Genomic DNA, 18,122 nt, shown 5'->3' on the forward strand with positions numbered 1-18,122 from the left:
ACCTCCTCGCGCACGGTCCGCCCGGGCAGCCCGAGCCGCTGCGCCGTCGGCAGCCCGGGCGTACTCCGAGTGGCCCCGACACCTCGCCGGGCGTGTACGCGGCGACCCCGCTGCCGACCCTGTCGTGGCCCGTGCCCGCCCCCGCCGCCGCGGCCTGGTCGGCGCCGGGGGCGGCATCGGGGAGAATGGCCCGTATGAGCGATCGTTCCCCCGAGTCCACCGGCCCGCACCGTGCGGGCTTCGCCTGCTTCGTCGGCCGCCCCAACGCGGGGAAGTCGACCCTGACCAACGCACTCGTGGGTACCAAGGTCGCGATCACCTCCAACCGGCCGCAGACCACCCGCCACACCGTCCGCGGCATCGTGCACCGCCCCGACGCCCAGCTCGTCCTCGTCGACACGCCCGGCCTTCACAAGCCGCGCACCCTGCTCGGCGAGCGCCTCAACGACATCGTGCGCACCACCTGGGCCGAGGTCGACGTCATCGGCTTCTGCCTGCCGGCCGACCAGAAGCTGGGCCCCGGCGACAAATTCATCGCCAAGGAGCTCGCGGGGATCAAGAAGACCCCCAAGATCGCCATCATCACCAAGACCGACCTGGTCGAGTCCAAGGTGGTGGGCGAGCAGCTCATCGCCGTCCACCAGCTCGCCGAGGAGCTGGGCTTCGAGTGGGCCGAGATCGTTCCCGTCTCGGCGGTCGGCGACAGCCAGGTCCAGCTGCTGGCCGACCTGATCGCGCCGCTGCTGCCGGAGAGCCCGCCGCTGTACCCGGAGGGCGACCTCACCGACGAGCCCGAGATGGTCATGGTCGCGGAGCTGATCCGCGAGGCCGCGCTGGAAGGCGTGCGCGACGAGCTCCCGCACTCCATCGCCGTGGTCGTCGAGGAGATGATCCCGCGCGAGAACCGCCCGGCGGACCGCCCGCTGCTCGACATCCACGCCAACGTCTACATCGAGCGGCCGAGCCAGAAGGGCATCATCATCGGCCCGAAGGGCTCCCGCCTCAAGGAGGTCGGGATGAAGTCGCGCAAGCACATCGAGGCGCTGCTCGGGACCCCCGTCTTCCTCGACCTCCACGTCAAGGTCGCCAAGGACTGGCAGCGGGACCCCAAGCAGCTCCGCAAGCTCGGCTTCTGAACCCTGCCGCCGCGGCTGCCGCGGCCGCAGGGTCCGACGAAACGGGTTACGAGGCCTGGGCGAGCCGCCGGACCTTCACCGCGTTGTCCGTACGGGTTCCGGGCCGGCCGTCGGGCTGGTCCTGGACCCGTACGTGTTCCTCCGCGAGCAGGACCTCCCAGGCGCCGTCGGGCAGTTCCAGCTGCGCCAGCACCTCGTCCGGGGTCGGGAAGTGCACCTCGGGGCGTTCCTCGGTCTGCCAGGGCGCCCAGCCGGCGTGGCCGACGACCAGCAGGACCCCGCCGGGGGCCACCGCGGCGGCGGCCGTCCGCAGGATCCGGTCGCGGGGGAACTCCCCGTACGTGTGCAGGAAACAGGCGGAGACCAGGTCGAACTCCCCGGCCGGGAAGGACTCCGCGAGGTCGTGCCGCTGCCATTCGATGCGGTCGGCGACCCCCGCCTCGGCGGCATGGGCGGCGGCCCGTTCCAGGGCGACGCCGGAGATGTCGGTGCCGGTCACCCGCCAGCCACGGCGGGCCAGCCAGACGGCGTCGGCGCCCTCCCCGCAGCCGAGGTCGAGCGCCCGGCCCGGGGTGAGCTGCGCAACCTCCCGGACCAGGGCGGCGTTGGGGTTGCCGCTCCAGACGCGGGTGCTCTCGCGGTAGCGGTCGTCCCAGTACTCCTCGCCCGCGCCCCCTTCGGCAACGCGGTCGGCGTGGCGGGCGTGCTGGTCGTGGTCGTGGTGCTGCTGCGTCATGCGGGGCTTCTTCCCGTGCGGTGAGCGGACAGCCCGATGCTGCGCCGCCGCCCCGCGCCCCGCCAAGGAACCTTGCCGTTCCGGCAAAAACGGACCTCGCCGCACGGATTCAGGCGCCCTCCTTGAGCACGCGCGAGATCAGCGTCCGCTGTGCGTCCGAGAGGTTCGGGTCATGGCAGAGCACGGCCCGGCCGTCCACCGTGATCCGGTACGAGAACCCGTCCCGGACCCGGTCCGCGGCAGGCCCCGGCGGAGCGGGCACCAGCGCCGCGAGGGCCAGGGCCCGCCACTCCTCCTCGTCGGGCCGGCCCGAGGTGTCCACCTCGGCCCGGCGCTCGATGCCCGTGAAACCGCCCGTCCGCACCACAACGATCCGCATGCCCGGCCTTCTACCCCAGGCCGACCGTCGACCACGCCTTCTGGAGTGCCTGGTGCTCCGCGCCGCCCTCGCCGTACAAGGACACGGCCGTCGCGGTCGACAGCCGGGCGAAGTCCGCGAAATCCGCGTCCGGGGCGAGCTCGCCGCCGGTCAGCGTGTCGTACCAGATCCTCCCGGCCCGCTCCCACGCCTTGCCGCCGAGCTCGGTGGCCGCGAGGTAGAAGGCGTGGTTGGGGATGCCCGAGTTGATGTGGACGCCGCCGTTGTCCCGGCTGGTGTGCACATAGCCGTCCATGGTGGCCGGCTGCGGGTCCTTGCCGAGCTCGTCGTCGTCGTACGCCGTCCCCGGCGCCTTCATCGAGCGCAGGGCGACGCCGCTGACGCTCGGCCCCAGCAGCCCGGCGCCGATCAGCCAGTCGGCCTGCTCGGCCGTCTGGTCCAGCGAGTACTGCTTGATCAGGGAGCCGAAGACGTCGGACATCGACTCGTTCAGCGCGCCCGACTGCCCGTGGTACTGGAGGTTGGCCGTGTACTGCGTGACGCCGTGGGTGAGCTCGTGCCCGATCACGTCCACCGAGACGGTGAAGTCCACGAACAGATCGCCGTCCCCGTCGCCGAAGACCATCTGCTGCCCGTCCCAGAAGGCGTTGTTGTAGTCCTCGCCGTAGTGGACGCTCGCGTCCAGCGCCAGCCCGGAGCCGTCGATCGACCGGCGTCCGTAGGCCTTGAGGAAGAGCTCGTACGTGGCCCCGAGCCCCGCGTACGCGCGGTTGACGGTGGCGTCCTTGCTCGCCGCCTCCCCCTCCCCGCGCACCTTCTTCCCGGGCAGCCGCGTACGGTGCTGGGCGTCGTAGACGGTCCGGCGCGGGTCGTCGCCGGCGGGTTCGGCAGGGGTCACGGCGAGCGCCCGTACGGCCGTGACGCGGCGGCGGGTGCGCAGCAGGGCGTCCTGTTCCAGGGTGCGCTGTGCGGCGTCGGCGCGCCGGGCGGTCCCGGCCTGGGCGATCTTGTCGAGCAGGTGGGGCGGGACCACCGTGCAGAAGACGGGGTGGCGGAGAACGTGGGAGGCATCCATCCCGGCAATGTGGCAGTGCGTCATGAGGCTGTCACTACCTGCAACCATGATTCATTCGGTTGTCTGAAAGCCGTCGCACCGCATTGACGGATCCGCCTGACCTGGCAGGGTGAGAGGAGACGTAAGCCACATTCAGTACAAATCGGACACGTAGGTCTTGCATACTGAAACAGGTCCCCGCGTACGGCGCGGCTCAGCTAGTCTCGGCCCATCATGCGTTTCGGGCTGCTTCTCCTTAGCTGCCGCGGCGAGGGCCTGTAGTCGTAGGCCGACCCCCTCCCCGCGGAGTTTGGTGTTGCGGATTTTACGACCCGTCCGTCGGCCGTCCCAGCGAACTAACGCGGACACGCGAGGAGCCCTACGCCATGAGCCAGCACACTTTTGCCGGTCGCCCCACGCCGATCACGAACGCGACCCACACGCAGCGGTCCTCCGGCATGCCGATCCACAAGTACGGCTTCTACGAGCAGGTGGACCTGCCGGACCGCACCTGGCCGGACGCGCGTGTCACCAAGGCTCCCCGCTGGCTGTCGACCGACCTGCGCGACGGCAACCAGTCGCTGATCGACCCCATGACCCCCGCCCGCAAGCGCGAGATGTTCGACCTGCTGGTGCGCATGGGCTACAAGGAGATCGAGGTCGGCTTCCCGTCCTCCGGTGAGACCGACTTCGCCTTCGTACGCTCCATCATCGAAGAGGGCGCGGTCCCGGACGACGTGACCATCTCCGTGCTGACCCAGGCCCGCGAGGACCTGATCGAGCGGACCGTGGAGTCCCTGGTCGGTGCCAAGCGGGCCACCGTGCACCTGTACAACGCGACCGCCCCGACCTTCCGCCGGGTCGTCTTCCGCGGCTCCAAGGAGCAGATCAAGCAGATCGCCGTCGACGGCACCCGCCTGGTCATGGAGTACGCCGACAAGCTGCTGGGCCCGGAGACCACCTTCGGCTACCAGTACAGCCCCGAGATCTTCACCGACACCGAGCTGGACTTCGCCCTGGAGGTCTGCGAGGCCGTCTGCGACGTCTGGCAGCCCGGCCCCGGCCGCGAGATCATCCTGAACCTGCCCGCCACCGTGGAGCGCTCGACGCCGTCCACGCACGCGGACCGCTTCGAGTGGATGGCCCGCCACCTGACCCGCCGCGAGCACATCTGCATCTCCGTGCACCCGCACAACGACCGCGGCACCGCCGTGGCGGCCGCCGAGCTGGCCCTGATGGCCGGCGCCGACCGCATCGAGGGCTGCCTGTTCGGGCAGGGCGAGCGCACCGGCAACGTCGACCTGATCACCCTGGGCATGAACCTGTTCTCCCAGGGCATCGACCCGCAGATCGACTTCTCGCAGATCGACGAGATCCGCCGCACCAGCGAGTACTGCAACCAGATGGAGGTCCACCCGCGCCACCCCTACGCGGGCGACCTGGTCTACACCGCCTTCTCCGGCTCCCACCAGGACGCCATCAAGAAGGGCTTCGACGCCATGGAGGCCGACGCGGCCGCCCAGGGCAAGACCGTGGACGAGATCGAGTGGGCGGTCCCCTACCTGCCGATCGACCCGAAGGACGTCGGCCGCTCCTACGAGGCCGTCATCCGGGTCAACTCGCAGTCCGGCAAGGGCGGCATCGCGTACGTCCTGAAGAACGACCACAAGCTGGACCTGCCGCGCCGCATGCAGATCGAGTTCTCGCGGATCATCCAGGCCAAGACCGACGCCGAGGGCGGCGAGGTCACGCCGAAGGCGATCTGGTCCGTCTTCCAGGACGAGTACCTGCCCAACCCGGAGAACCCGTGGGGCCGCATCCAGCTGCGCTCGGGCTCGACGGCCACCGACAAGGACGGTACGGACACGCTGACCGTCGAGGCGGTCGTGGACGGCGTGGAAACGGTCCTCAACGGCACCGGCAACGGTCCGATCTCCGCGTTCTTCGACGCACTGGCCGGCATCGGCATCGACGCCCGACTGCTGGACTACACCGAGCACACGATGAGCGAGGGCGCCTCGGCCGTGGCCGCCTCGTACATCGAGTGCGCGATCGACGGCCGCGTCCTGTGGGGCATCGGCATCGACGCCAACACCACCCGCGCCTCCCTGAAGGCGGTCATCTCCGCCGTCAACCGCGCGGGCCGCTGACCCCCTGCACGTCCGGGCCCCGTGCCGCCCCTCCGGGGCGGGGCGGGGCACCGCCGTTTCCGGGGGCGCAGTTCGGCCAAGTCCGAGTCCGGCGCGAGGTTGTCCTGTCACACGACTGACGCATCCTCACCGATGTGGCTAACATCACGCCAACCCGGCGATGCTGCCGGAAGGCTACGGAGGTGCGACGTGCTGCCAGTTCGGGGTGGGGACGGCCGGAAGGTGAGGGTCTGGGGCCTCCGTACCACCTGGAGCACCGTGGGTGACGGGGAGTTCTTCTGCCCCGGCTGCGGTGGCGACCGCAACTACCGCCGACGCACCGGGCGCCGCCGGTTCACCGTCCTCGGCGTCCCGCTGCTGCCGCGCGGCCACGTCGGGCCGATCGTCGAGTGCCACGGCTGCCGCGAGCGCTTCGACACGGAGGTCCTCGACCACCTCACCACCACCCGCTTCTCGGCGATGCTGCGCGACGCCGTGCACACCGTGGCGCTGGCCGTGCTGGCGGCCGGCGGTACGGCCTCGCGCAGCGCCCTGGAGGCCGCCGTGTCCGCCGTACGGGCGGCGGGCTTCCAGGACTGCACGGAGGCGCAGTTGGAGTCCCTGGTGGCGGCCCTGGCCACCGACGAGGGCCGGCTCGGGCTCTACGACGACCCCGAGTGCTGCGGCGCGGCGCTGGCCATAGAGCTCCACGAGGCGCTGGAGCCGCTGGCCCCGCACCTCGCCGGACCGGGCCGGGAATCGCTCCTGCTGCAGGGCGCCCGGATCGCCCTCGCCGACGGGCCGTACATCCCGGCGGAGCGCGAGGTGCTGGCCACGGTGGGGATGGCGCTGAGGCTCGGCACGGACGAGGTGGCCCGCCTGCTGTCGGCGGTGCGTGCGCCGTAGCCCTCCCGGTTCAGCGGCCCCGGGCCCGGCCCGGGATGCGTGCCACGCGTCCCGAGCCGGGCTCCTGCGTGAGGAAGGCGGCCCGAATCCGCCCGAAACGGGCCGAGTGGAGGTAACAATCCGGCCTCGCGCGGCCGGAATCGAGCGTGCCGGTGCCCGACGGGCGCGGGGTCCGTCCCATCCCTCGGACGGCCGGAGCGATGCCCCGGGTGGAAGCCCGCCGACCGGCGCGGCCGCGCGTTCGTGCAGTTGGCCGCGCGTAGAACGGGCGGCGGCGAGCGAGTGGCCGGTCCGTTCGGCCGCCTTTTTCCATACGCCTTCCGGGGCCGGGACGGCTATTGGAGAAACCCACAGATCAGACCCCGTCAGAGGTCAACAATTTGTCGAAGTCTCCGATATCTGTGAGCCCTCCCACAGGCGTTCAATTCCGGTCACATGACGAGACGCCGCCGGTAACACAGCGCGGCTTCGCTTCACGAGAACGCACTGACAACCCCGGCGGACCAACGGGATAGCGACCCACTCCGGCCGGGGATAACCAGATTCCTCTCGATCACCCACTTCTTGAAGGGCAAGGCAATGGCACGTGTCGCCGCCCGGCTCTCCGCCGACGGAGAGCAGAGCACCCACCCGGTCGACGAGGTGCTCCCCCTCCCCAAGCTCGCCCTGTACGGCTTCCAGCACGTACTCGCGTTCTACGCCGGCGCGGTGATCGTTCCGATCATCGTGGGCGGCGCCCTCGGGCTCACCACGGAGCAGCTCGTCTATCTGATCAACGCAGACCTGTTCACCTGCGGTATCGCCTCGATCATCCAGGCCTGGGGCATGGGCCGCATCGGTGCGCGCCTGCCGCTGATCCAGGGCGTGACCTTCACCGCGGTGTCCCCGATGATCGCGATCGGGCTGGGAGCGGGCGGCGGGACGGCCGGCCTGCTCGTCATCTACGGCGCGGTGATCACGGCCGGCCTCGCCACCTTCGCCTTCGCCTGGCTGCCCGCCAAGGCGTTCCGCACCGTCATGCGGCTCTTCCCGCCGGTGGTCACCGGCACGGTGATCACGGTGCTCGGCATCGTGCTGATCCCGGTCGGCCTGAACGACGCCGCGGGCGGCCTCGGGAGCCCCGGCTTCGGCGACCCGAAGAACTTCGCCTACGCCGGCGGCACCATGCTCTTCATCCTCGTCCTGATGAAGCTCGGCAAGCCCTTCCTGTCCAGCATCTCCATCCTGCTCGGCCTGGTGGGCGGCACGCTCGTCGCCTTCCTGCTCGGGGATGCCGCGTTCGGGGACGTGACCCACGCGGAGTGGGTCGGTGTCACCACCCCGTTCCACTACGGAGCCCCGAAGTTCGCCTGGTTCCCGATCCTCCTGATGCTGATCGTCATGCTGATCACCATGGTCGAGACGACCGGTGACACGTACGCGGTCGGCGACATCGTCGGCAAGGACATCGACAGCGAGACCGTGGCCCGCGCCCTGCGTGCCGACGGCGCCGCGACCGCGCTCGGCGGCGTCCTCAACTCCTTCCCGTACGTCGCCTTCGCCGAGAACGTCGGCCTGGTCCGGATGACCAAGGTCAAGAGCCGGTTCGTCGTGGTCGCCGCGGGCGTGTTCATGATCATCCTCGGGCTGCTCCCGAAGGCCGCGGCCATCGTCGCCGCCGTCCCGCACGGGGTGCTCGGCGGCGCCGCGACGGTCATGTTCGCGATGGTGGCCCTGGCCGGTATCCAGACCCTGGCCAAGGTGGACCTGAAGGAGGAGAAGAACGCGCTGGTCGTGGGTGTCTCCCTGGCCTTCGCCCTGCTCCCCGCCACCGTCCCGGTCCTCTTCAAGGACCACATGGACACGGACCTCTCCTCGCTCCTCAACAGCGGCGTGACGCTCGGTGCCACGTCTGCGATCGTGCTGAACCTGGTCTTCAACGGGCTGGCCAAGGACGATGCGCACGGCTCCGCGGTCGCCGCGGCAGCGGTGCCCGCCCAGGCGGCGGCCCCGGCGCAGACCGAGGCCGAAGCCGGGGCAGAGGCTCCGGCCGAGACCGAGCCGCAGACCGAGGCGGCGGCCGAGGCGGTCGCACCGGGCGCGGCGCCCAAGGCCTCCAAGGCGCCCAAGGCCGACAAGGCACCCAAGGCGGCTGAGGCACCCGAGGCGAAGGCGGACGGCGGCGAAGCCGAGACGGTGGCCGAGGCCACGGTCGGCGCGGCCGTGGCCGCAGCCGTCGCCGGACCCGCGAAGGCGGACGCGGACGAGGAGGCCGCACCGGCATCCTGACCCTCCCAAGGGGCGTCGGCCCCCCGCCCGGACCCGTGTCCGGGCGGGGGGCCGACGCCGTACCCGCGCAGGGGACAATGGCTCCATGAGTCTGTTCCGCGACGACGGCATCGTGCTGCGCACCCAGAAGCTGGGTGAGGCGGACCGCATCATCACGCTCCTCACCCGCGGCCACGGCAGGGTGCGGGCCGTCGCCCGCGGGGTCCGGCGCACGAAGTCCAAGTTCGGCGCCCGGCTGGAACCTTTCTCCCACGCCGATGTGCAGTTCTTCGCCCGCGGCAGCGAACTGGTGGGCCGCAGCCTCCCGCTGTGCACCCAGACCGAGATCATCGCCCCGTACGGCAACGGCATCGTCACCGACTACGCCCGCTACACCGCCGGCACCGCGATGCTGGAGACCGCCGAGCGGTTCACCGAGAACGAGGGCGAGCCCGCCGTACAGCAGTACCTGCTGCTCATCGGCGCCCTGCGCACGCTCTCCCGCGGGGAACACGAGCCGAACCTCATCCTCGACGCCTTCCTGCTGCGCTCGCTCGCCGTCAACGGCTACGCGCCCAGCTTCACGGACTGTGCGAGGTGCGGGATCCACGGGCCCAACCGCCACTTCTCCGTCGCCGCGGGCGGGGTCATATGCGGGGACTGCCGCGTGGCCGGCAGCGTCGTACCCTCGTCGGAGGCCATCGCCCTGCTCAGCGCCCTGCTGACGGGCGACTGGGGGCATGCGGACGCGTGCGAGGCGCGGTACGTGCGGGAGGGCAGCGGGCTCGTTTCCGCCTACTTGCACTGGCATCTGGAGCGCGGGCTACGCTCCCTGCGATACGTCGAGAAATAGGAGCTGGGCACATGGCACGACGCGGGATTCTGGGACGCTCTCGCAGGGAGTACAAGGTTCCCGAGCCGCACCCGTCCGGTGAGCGCCCGCCGAAGATCCCGAGCGAGCTCGTCCCGAACCACGTCGCGGTGGTCATGGACGGCAACGGCCGCTGGGCCAAGGAACGCGGACTGCCGCGCACCGAGGGACACAAGGTCGGCGAGGGCGTCGTACTGGACGTGCTCAAGGGCTGCCTGGAGATGGGCGTCAAGAACCTCTCCCTGTACGCCTTCTCGACGGAGAACTGGAAGCGCTCGCCCGACGAGGTCCGCTTCCTGATGAACTTCAACCGCGATGTCATCCGGCGCCGCCGGGACGAGATGAACGAGCTGGGCATCCGCATCCGCTGGGTCGGCCGCATGCCGAAGATGTGGAAGTCGGTCGTCCAGGAGCTCCAGGTCGCCCAGGAGCAGACCGTCGACAACGACGCGATGACGCTGTACTTCTGCGTGAACTACGGCGGCCGCGCGGAGATCGCGGACGCGGCTCAGGCGATCGCACGCGATGTCGCCGCGGGCAGGCTGGACCCGTCGAAGGTCAACGAGAAGACCTTCGCGAAGTACATGTACTACCCGGACATGCCGGACGTGGACCTCTTCCTGCGCCCGAGCGGCGAGCAGCGCACCTCCAACTACCTGCTCTGGCAGAGCGCGTACGCCGAGATGGTCTTCCAGGACGTGCTGTGGCCCGACTTCGACCGCCGCAACCTCTGGCAGGCCTGCCTGGAGTACGCCCAGCGCGACCGCCGCTTCGGCGGCGCGGTGCCGAACCAGCCCGAGTCCCCGGCCGGCTGACGCCCCGTTACGCCCTGCCGCCATGGACATGAGGGAGGCCCCGGAAAGCGTCGAGGCGGTGGAGCTGCACTGCGGCGCGGACCGCGGTGACGTGCGCGAGGTGCTGCGGTGGCTCGCTGTCGGGTCGCCGCGGGGCCGCAGGCGGCTGCTGCTGTGGCTGCTGCTGCTCCCGCTGGTGGTGTGCGCGGTGATCGCGGTCCAGCACGGCCGGGAAACGGACCCGGCCGGGCTGGCCCTCGCGGCCGGGGTGGGAAGCTGCCTCGGCGGCGTCTGCCTGGCGCTGGAGTGGTGGCGGACGACGCGCCGGATGCGGGCCCGGGCCTCGCACTGCCCCGGGTACCGCTGCACCGTCTCCGAGACGGGAATGGTGAACCACCGGCCCGACGGGACCGCCGCCGCCACCGTGTGGCACCAGCTGACCGGCTGGGCCGAGACCCGCGGCCTCTTCGTCTTCGCGTACCACGGGACCGGCGACCTGGCCTGGCTGCCCAAGCGGGGCGCCCTGACCTCCGCCGAGCTGGAGCGGGTACGGGCCCTGATCGACCGGAACCTGCGAAGGCTCTAGGAGGCGGCGGCCGCGCAGTCGGCACAGGTGCCGAAGATTTCCACCGTGTGGGCGACGTTCACATAGCCGTGCTCGGCCGCGATGGACTCCGCCCACTTCTCCACGGCCGGACCCTCCACCTCGACGGCCTTGCCGCACTTGCGGCAGACCAGGTGGTGGTGGTGGTCCCCGGTGGAGCACCGCCGGTAGACCGACTCGCCGTCGCTGGTGCGCAGCACGTCGACCTCGCCCGCGTCGGCGAGGGACTGGAGGGTGCGGTACACGGTCGTCAGGCCCACGGAATCGCCGCGGTGCTTGAGCATGTCGTGCAGCTCCTGGGCGCTGCGGAACTCGTCCACCTCGTCCAGCGCCGCCGCCACGGCTGCCCGCTGCCGGGTGGATCGTCCTCGTACTGGCGCGGTATTCGTCTCGCCAGGCGCAGTCGCCACCGGTTCCTCCTCGTATCGGCCTCGGCCCATTGTGCCAGGAGGCCGTCCCTCCTAGACCTTCACATCATCGCGCGTGCAGACCGCTTCGGCGGCCCTCGCCGCATTCGCCCGCCGCCGGGCGAGCGGCGTGGAGAGCGCGGTCATCACCATGAAGACACCGATCGCGAGCAGCACGATGGTGCCGCCGGAGGGGGCGTCGATGTAGTACGTGGCCACCGTGCCGGAGAGCGAGACCAGCACGCCGATCACCATGGCCACCGTCAGGGTGGCGGTGAACCCGCGGGTCACGCGCTGCGCGGCGGCGACCGGGATCACCATCATGGCGCTCACCAGCAGCAGGCCGACGATCCGCATGGCCACGGTGACGGTGACGGCGGCGGTGACGGCCATCAGCAGGTTCAGGGCGCGCACCGGCAGGCCGGTGACCCGGGCGAACTCCTCGTCCTGGCAGATCGCGAACAGCTGGCGGCGCAGGCCCAGCGTGACGGCGAGGACGAGCGCCGCGAGGATCACCACCGCGGTGACGTCCTCGGCGGAGACGGTGGTGATCGAGCCGAAGAGGTAGCTGGTCAGGTTGGCCGTGGAGCCGCCTGGGGCCAGGTTGATGATCATGACGCCGCCGGCCAGGCCCCCGTAGAAGAGCATGGCGAGCGCGATGTCGCCGCTGGTCCTGCCGCGGGAGCGGATCAGCTCCATGCCCACCGCGCCGAGGACGGCGACCAGCGTGGCCGTCCACACCGGGCTGGCGTTCAGCAGGAAGCCGAGGGCGACACCGGTCATGGCCACGTGCCCGATGCCGTCTCCCATGACGGCCTGGCGCCGCTGGACGAGGTACGTGCCGATGGCGGGGGCCGTGAGGCCGACCAGCACGGCCGCGAGCAGCGCCCGCTGCATGAAGGCGTAGTTCAGGAGGTCCATCAGCTCAGCAGTCCCGTCCGGAGCGGCTCGGCGTCGTGCGCCGCGTGGGGGTGTACGTGGTCGTGGCCGGGCAGGGCGTGCTGGCCCACGGCCTGCGGGGGCGGGCCGTCGTGGACGACGCAGCCGTCGCGCAGGACGACGGCGCGGTCGATCAGCGGCTCCAGCGGGCCCAGCTCGTGCAGGACGAGCAGGACGGTGGTGCCGGCGGCGACCTGCTCGCGTACGGCGGTCGCGAGGACCTCCTGGTTGGCGAGGTCCACGCCCGCCATCGGCTCGTCCATGATCAGCAGTTCGGGCTCGACGGCGAGGGCCCGGGCTATCAGCACGCGCTGGTGCTGGCCGCCGGAGAGGGCGTTGACCGAGGAGTCGGCGTGCGCGCCCATGTCGACCAGGGCCAGGGCCCGCTCGACGGCGGCCTTGTCGGCCTTGCGCAGGATGCCGAAGCGGGAGCGGGCCAGGCGGCCGGAGGAGACGACCTCGCGGACGGTGGCGGGGACGCCGCTGGCGGCCGTGGTGCGCTGCGGGACGTACCCGATGCGCGACCAGCCCCGGAAGCGGGAGAAGTCGGTGCCGAACAGGGACAGCGTGCCGTCGGACAGCGGCACCTGGCCGACGACGGCGCGTACGGCCGTCGACTTGCCGGAGCCGTTGGCGCCGAGGAGGGCGACGACCTCACCGCGGCGGACGGCGAGGTCGACCCCGCGCAGCACGGGGCGCGAGCCGAGCGAGGCCGTGGCCCCGCGCAGGGATATGACGGGCTGGTCCGTGGCCTGTGCGGGCTTGGACTGCATGGCACGCGCCTCCGTTGCTGCTACTGCCATTACTTGGTACCCAGTGCCTTCTGGAGGTTCTTCAGGTTGGACCGCATGACCGCGAAGTAGTCAGCGCCCTGGGACGTGTCGGTGATTCCCTCAAGCGGGTCGAGGACGTCGGTCTTCAGACCCGTGTCGGCCGCGAGGGTCTTGGCGGTCTTGTCGCTGGCCAGGGTCTCGAAGAACACCGTGGAGACGTTGTCCTTCCTGGCGACGGCCTGCAGGTCCTTCATCCGGGCCGGGCTCGGCTCGGACTCGGGGTCGAAGCCGGAGATGCCCTCCTGGTCGAGGCCGTAGCGCTCGGCGAGGTAGGCGAAAGCGGAGTGGGTGGTGATGAAGGTCTTGGAGGCGGTGTTCTTCAGGCCGTCCTTGAACTCCGTGTCGAGGGCGGTCAGCTTGCCGACCAGCTCGTCGGTGTTCCTGCGGTAGTCCGCGGCGTGCTCGGGGTCGGCCTTCTGCAGGGCCGCGCCGACCCCCTTGGCGACCTCGGCGTACTTGACCGGGTCGAGCCAGATGTGGGGGTCCTCGCCGGCCTCGCCGTGGTCGTGGCCGTGCGCCTCGCCCGCGCCCTCGCCCTCCGCCGCGTGGTCGTGGTCCTCGTGGCCGGAGGCGCCGTGGGCCTCCAGCTTGGTGAGGGTGGCGGCGTCGACGACGTTCTTCACGCCGGACTGGGCGACGGCCTTGTCCACGGCGGGCTGGAGGGACTTGAGGTAGAGCACCACGTCGGACTCGGCCAGCTGCGCGGTCTGCTTCGGGGTGATCTCCAGGTCGTGCGGTTCGACGCCCGGCTTGGTCAGGGAGCCGACCTTCACGTGCTCCTTGCCGATCTGTTCGGCCAGGAACTGCATGGGGTAGAACGACGCCGTGACGTCGAGCTTCCCGTCCTTGCCGCCTCCGGAGGCGGAGGCTCCGGAGCACGCGGTCAGGGCCGTGGCGCCGAGGGCGACGGCTCCGGCGAGGGCGGCGGCGGGTATCAGGCGTCGTGCGTTCATGACATCCATTTTCATCAAAGATGGAAACCGTTGTCAAAAACCCTGGTGAGGGGCCTGGGGGAGGGATCGTGGAAGGGGAGCCCGATTTGAAAGGGGGGGTGCGGGCGCCGGTAACCTTAAGACTTCGCCGTTCGTCCTCGTAATGAAGAGAGCACCGTGGCCGCCGACAAGATCGAAACCATCGTCAGCCTGAGCAAGCGCCGTGGCTTCGTTTTCCCGTGCAGTGAGATCTACGGCGGCTCCAGGGCTGCCTGGGACTACGGCCCGCTCGGTGTCGAGCTCAAGGAGAACATCAAGCGCCAGTGGTGGAAGGCCATGGTCACCGGCCGCGAGGACATCGTCGGCATCGACTCCTCCGTGATCCTGGCCCCCGAGGTCTGGGTGGCCTCCGGCCACGTCGCGACCTTCTCCGACCCGCTGACCGAGTGCACCTCCTGCCACAAGCGTCACCGCGCGGACCACCTGGAGGAGGCGTACGAGGCCAAGCACGGCCGCGTCCCCGCCAACGGTCTCGCCGACATCAACTGCCCCAACTGCGGCGTGAAGGGCCAGTTCACCGAGCCCAAGCAGTTCTCCGGCATGCTGGAGACCCACCTCGGCCCGACCCAGGACACCGGCTCCAAGGCGTACCTGCGCCCCGAGACCGCCCAGGGCATCTTCACCAACTTCGCCCAGGTCCAGACCACCTCGCGCAAGAAGCCCCCCTTCGGCATCGCGCAGATGGGCAAGTCCTTCCGCAACGAGATCACCCCCGGCAACTTCATCTTCCGCACGCGCGAGTTCGAGCAGATGGAGATGGAGTTCTTCGTCAAGCCGGGCGAGGACGAGCAGTGGCAGGAGTACTGGATGCAGGAGCGGTGGAACTGGTACCGCGACCTCGGCATCCGCGAGGAGAACATCCGCTGGTACGAGCACCCGAAGGAGAAGCTGTCCCACTACTCGAAGCGCACCGCCGACATCGAGTACCGCTTCAACTTCGGCGGCAACGAGTTCTCCGAGCTTGAGGGCGTGGCCAACCGCACCGACTTCGACCTCAAGGCCCACTCCGCCGCCTCCGGCCAGGACCTCACCTTCTTCGACCAGGAGGCCGGCGAGCGCTACACCCCGTACGTCATCGAGCCGGCGGCCGGTGTCAACCGCGCCATGCTCGCCTTCATGCTCGACGCGTACAACGAGGACGAGGCCCCGAACGCCAAGGGCGTCATGGAGAAGCGCACCGTGATGCGCCTCGACCCGCGCCTGGCCCCGATCAAGGTCGCCGTCCTGCCGCTGTCCCGCAACGCGCAGCTGTCGCCGAAGGCCAAGGGCCTCGCCGCCGACCTGCGCAAGAACTGGAACATCGAGTTCGACGACGCGGGCGCCATCGGCCGCCGCTACCGCCGCCAGGACGAGATCGGTACGCCGTTCTGCGTGACCGTCGACTTCGACACCCTCGACGACAACGCGGTGACCGTGCGCGAGCGCGACACCATGAAGCAGGAGCGCGTCTCCCTGGACCAGATCCAGAGCTACCTCGGCAGCCGCCTGCTCGGCTGCTAGTCCCCGCTGGAGCCCGCCGAAACGGCCGGTGGCCCGGTACGCGTCCTGCGTACCGGGCCACCGTCGTCCTGGGCTCGGCTCAGGCCGCCGTGGCCTGGGCGGCGGCCGCCTCGGCGGCGCGGCGCTCGCCCTCCGCCTTGGAGCGCTTGCCGTAGTACGTGGTCCACAGGGCCAGGGCGCCGAGCACCCCGTAGATCATGATCGGACTGACCGCCACCATGGTGTCGGTGGGCAGCAGGTAGGCCAGGACGACCCGCACCGCGGCCTCCGCGAGGTAGCCCACGCCCCACACGGTGGTCATCACGATCATCGTGCGGCGGAAGCCCTCGAACTGCCACAGGCCGTTCCACCACGCCGTGCTCTCGGGCGTGCCGTCGGTGGCGAACTTGCGGCCGAAGTAGAACATCAGCGGCCGCGGTGCGAGCAGGGTGACCAGGCAGAGCAGTCCGAACAGGCCCGTCACGCCGGAGTCCTTGATCAGTAGGGCCCGGGCCGAGTGCGCGCCGACGAGCGAGACGACAGCCGTGATCACCAGGAACACCAGGGTGACGATGGCGAACTCGTCGAGCTTGCGGCGCCAGGCGAGACTGATCGCGCTGTCGAGCACCGGCCAGGCGCTGCTGGCCAGCAGCGCAGCGAACTCGCTCCAGCCGTGGTCGTGGAGCTGGTTGTACGTGATAATCGGCGCGACCACGTTGAGACCGATGGTCAGGATCCAGCCAAGCGCGGCAGCGCCCCCGGACCGTGCCGGCGGCGCCGGCCGGGTGCCGGGGAGTTCCTGGGCAGTGGACATGCTTCCCCCTGAGGTGCCTGGTGAGTGCAGTCGGGGGGAACGTAGGGCAGGTGTGCGGTCGCGCAACAGGACCCCCCGCCCCAAATGATCACCAAGTTGCCCGGAATCTCACACTCCGGCCCAGGGTGGCCGGATCAGGCGCGCAGACCCCGGATCACCAGGCCGGCGACCGCCTCGAACTCCGCGACGATCGTGGGGGATTGCCAGTCCGCCGCGTACTGAGGATCGTGGAAGCGGCCGGTGGCGTCGAACACCGCGCGGGCGGCGGCCCGCACATCGGGAGCGGCGAGCGAGCCCGCCTCGACACCCTCTCCGATGATCCGGGCCAACTGGTCGATCAGCGCGCTCAGGTGCTGGTCCACCACCCCGCTGTTCTCGGCGAGCAGCACCGTGTACGTCGCGAACAGCTCCGGGTCGTCGCCCGCCTTGTGGCGCTTGGCCTCGAAGAGGGCTTCCAGCCACGCTTCCAGCTTGGAGGGGGCGGGCTCGGCGGGGGCCGAGGCGATCTCCTCCAGGCGGTCGACGCTCTTGGCGAGCCACCGGTCCGTGACGGCCTCGCGCAGCGCCGACTTCGACGGGAAGTGCCGGTACACGCTGCCGTGGCTGACGCCCAGGGCCCGCGCCACATCCACCACGGTCGCCTTGGTCGGGCCGTAGCGGCGCAGCACGTCCTCCGTGGTTTCGAGGATGCGCTCGGGAGTCAGGGGCTCGGCGGCAGCGGGGGGCATGGGTATGACCGTACCGCCCGCTCAGTGCTCGCTGTCGAGGTGGGCCATCTGCGCCGCCGGATAGCGCTCGCCGGCCGCGGCTCCCGCCGGGACCGCCGCCTCGACGGCCGCCAGGTCGCCCGGGCTGAGCTCCACCTCCATGGCACCGAGTGCCTCGGCGAGCCGGTCCCGGCGCCGGGCCCCCACCAGCGGCACGATGTCCTGGCCCTGCGCGAGCACCCAGGCGATGGCCGTCTGCGCGACGGATATCCCCTTCTCCTCCGCCACCTTGCGCAGGGCGTCGACCAGGTCCAGGTTCCGCTGGAGGTTCTCGCCCTGGAAGCGGGGGCTCATGCCGCGGAAGTCGCCCGGGGCCAGCTCCCGGTCCCGCCCGAAGTGGCCGCTGATCAGTCCGCGGGACAGCACCCCGTACGCCGTGATGCCTATGCCGAGCTCGCGGGCGGTCGGCAGGATCTCCTCCTCGATGCCGCGGGAGACGAGGGAGTACTCGATCTGCAGATCCGCGATCGGCGCCACCGCGGCGGCCCGGCGCAAGGTGTCGGCGCCGACCTCGGAGAGGCCGATGTGCCGTACGTGCCCGGCCTGCACGGCCTCGGCGATGGCCCCGACGGTCTCCTCGATCGGAACGGCCGGGTCGACCCGGGCGATCCGGTAGATGTCGATGTGGTCGCGGCCGAGCCGCTGGAGCGAGTAGGCCAGGAAGTTCCGGACGGCCTCCGGCCGCCCGTCATAGCCGGCGAAGCCGCCCTCGACCGTCCGCAGCGCGCCGAACTTCACGCTGGTCAGGGCCTGCTCGCGGGCGGCGGCGGGTGCGGTGCGCAGGGCCTCGGCGATGAGGAGCTCGTTGTGCCCCATGCCGTAGAAGTCGCCCGTGTCGAGCAGGGTGACCCCCGCGTCCAGGGCCGCGTGGAGGGTGGCGATGGATTCGGCCCGGTCGGCCTCCCCGTACAGCGCGGACATGCCCATGCAGCCCAGCCCCAGCGGGAAGACGGAGGGGCCGGTGGATCCGAGGGTACGGGCCGGGTGGGCGGTGGTGGTCGGTTGGACGTTCACATTCACGTTCGTGGTCATGGA

Annotated in this window: 18 protein-coding genes; 8 read left to right on the forward strand and 10 right to left on the reverse strand. The window is 70.7% G+C overall.

Annotation, left to right across the window (positions count from 1 at the left end; all coding sequences use genetic code 11):
- Nucleotides 1-185: 185 nt before the first annotated feature.
- Nucleotides 186-1,136, forward strand: a complete 951-nt coding sequence (gene era, locus AC0666_RS05240; protein WP_468968520.1) for a GTPase Era — start codon at nt 186-188, stop codon at nt 1,134-1,136.
- Nucleotides 1,137-1,182: 46 nt separating this feature from the next.
- On the opposite strand, the gene AC0666_RS05245 is transcribed toward era, so the two are convergent.
- From AC0666_RS05245 to AC0666_RS05255, 3 genes are all read right to left on the reverse strand, one after another.
- A complete protein-coding gene (locus AC0666_RS05245; protein ID WP_478707119.1) occupies nt 1,183-1,872 on the reverse strand; it encodes a class I SAM-dependent methyltransferase in 690 nt (229 codons plus the stop codon).
- Nucleotides 1,873-1,981: 109 nt separating this feature from the next.
- A complete protein-coding gene (locus tag AC0666_RS05250; protein ID WP_468583055.1) occupies nt 1,982-2,251 on the reverse strand; it encodes a protealysin inhibitor emfourin in 270 nt (89 codons plus the stop codon).
- Between the two features lie 10 nt (nt 2,252-2,261).
- Nucleotides 2,262-3,326, reverse strand: coding sequence for a M4 family metallopeptidase (locus tag AC0666_RS05255; protein WP_468967838.1), 1,065 nt, complete (start codon nt 3,324-3,326; stop codon nt 2,262-2,264).
- 365 nt (nt 3,327-3,691) lie between these two features.
- Here AC0666_RS05255 and leuA point away from each other — a divergent pair, with 365 nt between their 5' ends.
- From leuA to AC0666_RS05285, 6 genes are all read left to right on the forward strand, one after another.
- Nucleotides 3,692-5,455 carry a 2-isopropylmalate synthase gene (gene leuA, locus AC0666_RS05260; RefSeq protein WP_468583057.1) on the forward strand — a complete coding sequence of 588 codons (1,764 nt, stop codon included), beginning with the start codon at nt 3,692-3,694 and terminating at the stop codon, nt 5,453-5,455.
- Nucleotides 5,456-5,644: 189 nt separating this feature from the next.
- On the forward strand, nt 5,645-6,340 hold the full coding sequence (locus AC0666_RS05265) for a TerB family tellurite resistance protein (protein WP_478707120.1): 696 nt from the start codon (nt 5,645-5,647) through the stop codon (nt 6,338-6,340).
- A gap of 579 nt (nt 6,341-6,919) precedes the next feature.
- A complete protein-coding gene (locus AC0666_RS05270; protein ID WP_468967833.1) occupies nt 6,920-8,608 on the forward strand; it encodes a nucleobase:cation symporter-2 family protein in 1,689 nt (562 codons plus the stop codon).
- Nucleotides 8,609-8,693: 85 nt separating this feature from the next.
- A complete protein-coding gene (recO, locus tag AC0666_RS05275; protein ID WP_361713751.1) occupies nt 8,694-9,440 on the forward strand; it encodes a DNA repair protein RecO in 747 nt (248 codons plus the stop codon).
- Between the two features lie 11 nt (nt 9,441-9,451).
- A complete protein-coding gene (locus tag AC0666_RS05280) occupies nt 9,452-10,273 on the forward strand; it encodes an isoprenyl transferase (protein WP_361713753.1) in 822 nt (273 codons plus the stop codon).
- A gap of 22 nt (nt 10,274-10,295) precedes the next feature.
- Nucleotides 10,296-10,838 carry a YcxB family protein gene (locus tag AC0666_RS05285; RefSeq protein ID WP_478707121.1) on the forward strand — a complete coding sequence of 181 codons (543 nt, stop codon included), beginning with the start codon at nt 10,296-10,298 and terminating at the stop codon, nt 10,836-10,838.
- Here AC0666_RS05285 and AC0666_RS05290 read toward each other — a convergent pair.
- From AC0666_RS05290 to AC0666_RS05305, 4 genes are read right to left on the reverse strand one after another with little or no spacing between them, the layout of a single operon-like run.
- Nucleotides 10,835-11,266, reverse strand: a complete 432-nt coding sequence (locus AC0666_RS05290) for a Fur family transcriptional regulator (RefSeq protein ID WP_356850463.1) — start codon at nt 11,264-11,266, stop codon at nt 10,835-10,837. The two genes, AC0666_RS05285 and AC0666_RS05290, sit on opposite strands and share 4 nt — an antisense overlap.
- A 51-nt stretch (nt 11,267-11,317) precedes the next feature.
- Nucleotides 11,318-12,184 (reverse strand): metal ABC transporter permease, encoded by an 867-nt coding sequence (locus AC0666_RS05295; RefSeq protein WP_361713759.1) that lies wholly within the window; start codon nt 12,182-12,184, stop codon nt 11,318-11,320.
- On the reverse strand, nt 12,184-12,975 hold the full coding sequence (locus AC0666_RS05300; protein WP_469155936.1) for a metal ABC transporter ATP-binding protein: 792 nt from the start codon (nt 12,973-12,975) through the stop codon (nt 12,184-12,186). The genes AC0666_RS05295 and AC0666_RS05300 overlap by 1 nt, the downstream gene beginning before the upstream one ends.
- 29 nt (nt 12,976-13,004) lie before the next feature.
- Nucleotides 13,005-13,988 (reverse strand): metal ABC transporter substrate-binding protein, encoded by a 984-nt coding sequence (locus AC0666_RS05305; protein ID WP_478707122.1) that lies wholly within the window; start codon nt 13,986-13,988, stop codon nt 13,005-13,007.
- Nucleotides 13,989-14,144: 156 nt separating this feature from the next.
- Here AC0666_RS05305 and AC0666_RS05310 point away from each other — a divergent pair, with 156 nt between their 5' ends.
- Nucleotides 14,145-15,527 (forward strand): glycine--tRNA ligase, encoded by a 1,383-nt coding sequence (locus AC0666_RS05310; protein ID WP_468583063.1) that lies wholly within the window; start codon nt 14,145-14,147, stop codon nt 15,525-15,527.
- A gap of 79 nt (nt 15,528-15,606) precedes the next feature.
- Here the strand turns inward: AC0666_RS05310 and AC0666_RS05315 are convergent, their stop codons facing one another.
- The 3 genes from AC0666_RS05315 to AC0666_RS05325 all read right to left on the reverse strand — a co-directional run bounded on the left by AC0666_RS05315 (nt 15,607) and on the right by AC0666_RS05325 (nt 18,119).
- A complete protein-coding gene (locus AC0666_RS05315; protein ID WP_478707123.1) occupies nt 15,607-16,320 on the reverse strand; it encodes a VC0807 family protein in 714 nt (237 codons plus the stop codon).
- A gap of 134 nt (nt 16,321-16,454) precedes the next feature.
- Nucleotides 16,455-17,048, reverse strand: a complete 594-nt coding sequence (locus AC0666_RS05320; RefSeq protein WP_468967817.1) for a TetR/AcrR family transcriptional regulator — start codon at nt 17,046-17,048, stop codon at nt 16,455-16,457.
- A gap of 21 nt (nt 17,049-17,069) precedes the next feature.
- Nucleotides 17,070-18,119 (reverse strand): aldo/keto reductase, encoded by a 1,050-nt coding sequence (locus tag AC0666_RS05325; RefSeq protein WP_468967814.1) that lies wholly within the window; start codon nt 18,117-18,119, stop codon nt 17,070-17,072.
- Nucleotides 18,120-18,122: the final 3 nt, after the last annotated feature.

The organism is Streptomyces sp. NPDC043680, assembly GCF_056436685.1.

Excerpts from the sequence above, each read along its gene's own strand:
- era (WP_468968520.1), top strand. The coding sequence starts at position 186 with ATGGCCCGTATGAGCGATCGTTCCCCCGAGTCCACCGGCCCGCACCGT.
- AC0666_RS05245 (WP_478707119.1), bottom strand. The coding sequence starts at position 1,872 with ATGACGCAGCAGCACCACGACCACGACCAGCACGCCCGCCACGCCGAC.
- AC0666_RS05250 (WP_468583055.1), bottom strand. The coding sequence starts at position 2,251 with ATGCGGATCGTTGTGGTGCGGACGGGCGGTTTCACGGGCATCGAGCGC.
- AC0666_RS05255 (WP_468967838.1), bottom strand. The coding sequence starts at position 3,326 with ATGGATGCCTCCCACGTTCTCCGCCACCCCGTCTTCTGCACGGTGGTC.
- leuA (WP_468583057.1), top strand. The coding sequence starts at position 3,692 with ATGAGCCAGCACACTTTTGCCGGTCGCCCCACGCCGATCACGAACGCG.
- AC0666_RS05270 (WP_468967833.1), top strand. The coding sequence starts at position 6,920 with ATGGCACGTGTCGCCGCCCGGCTCTCCGCCGACGGAGAGCAGAGCACC.
- recO (WP_361713751.1), top strand. The coding sequence starts at position 8,694 with ATGAGTCTGTTCCGCGACGACGGCATCGTGCTGCGCACCCAGAAGCTG.
- AC0666_RS05280 (WP_361713753.1), top strand. The coding sequence starts at position 9,452 with ATGGCACGACGCGGGATTCTGGGACGCTCTCGCAGGGAGTACAAGGTT.
- AC0666_RS05285 (WP_478707121.1), top strand. The coding sequence starts at position 10,296 with ATGGACATGAGGGAGGCCCCGGAAAGCGTCGAGGCGGTGGAGCTGCAC.
- AC0666_RS05295 (WP_361713759.1), bottom strand. The coding sequence starts at position 12,184 with ATGGACCTCCTGAACTACGCCTTCATGCAGCGGGCGCTGCTCGCGGCC.
- AC0666_RS05300 (WP_469155936.1), bottom strand. The coding sequence starts at position 12,975 with ATGCAGTCCAAGCCCGCACAGGCCACGGACCAGCCCGTCATATCCCTG.
- AC0666_RS05305 (WP_478707122.1), bottom strand. The coding sequence starts at position 13,988 with ATGAACGCACGACGCCTGATACCCGCCGCCGCCCTCGCCGGAGCCGTC.
- AC0666_RS05315 (WP_478707123.1), bottom strand. The coding sequence starts at position 16,320 with ATGTCCACTGCCCAGGAACTCCCCGGCACCCGGCCGGCGCCGCCGGCA.
- AC0666_RS05320 (WP_468967817.1), bottom strand. The coding sequence starts at position 17,048 with ATGCCCCCCGCTGCCGCCGAGCCCCTGACTCCCGAGCGCATCCTCGAA.
- AC0666_RS05325 (WP_468967814.1), bottom strand. The coding sequence starts at position 18,119 with ATGACCACGAACGTGAATGTGAACGTCCAACCGACCACCACCGCCCAC.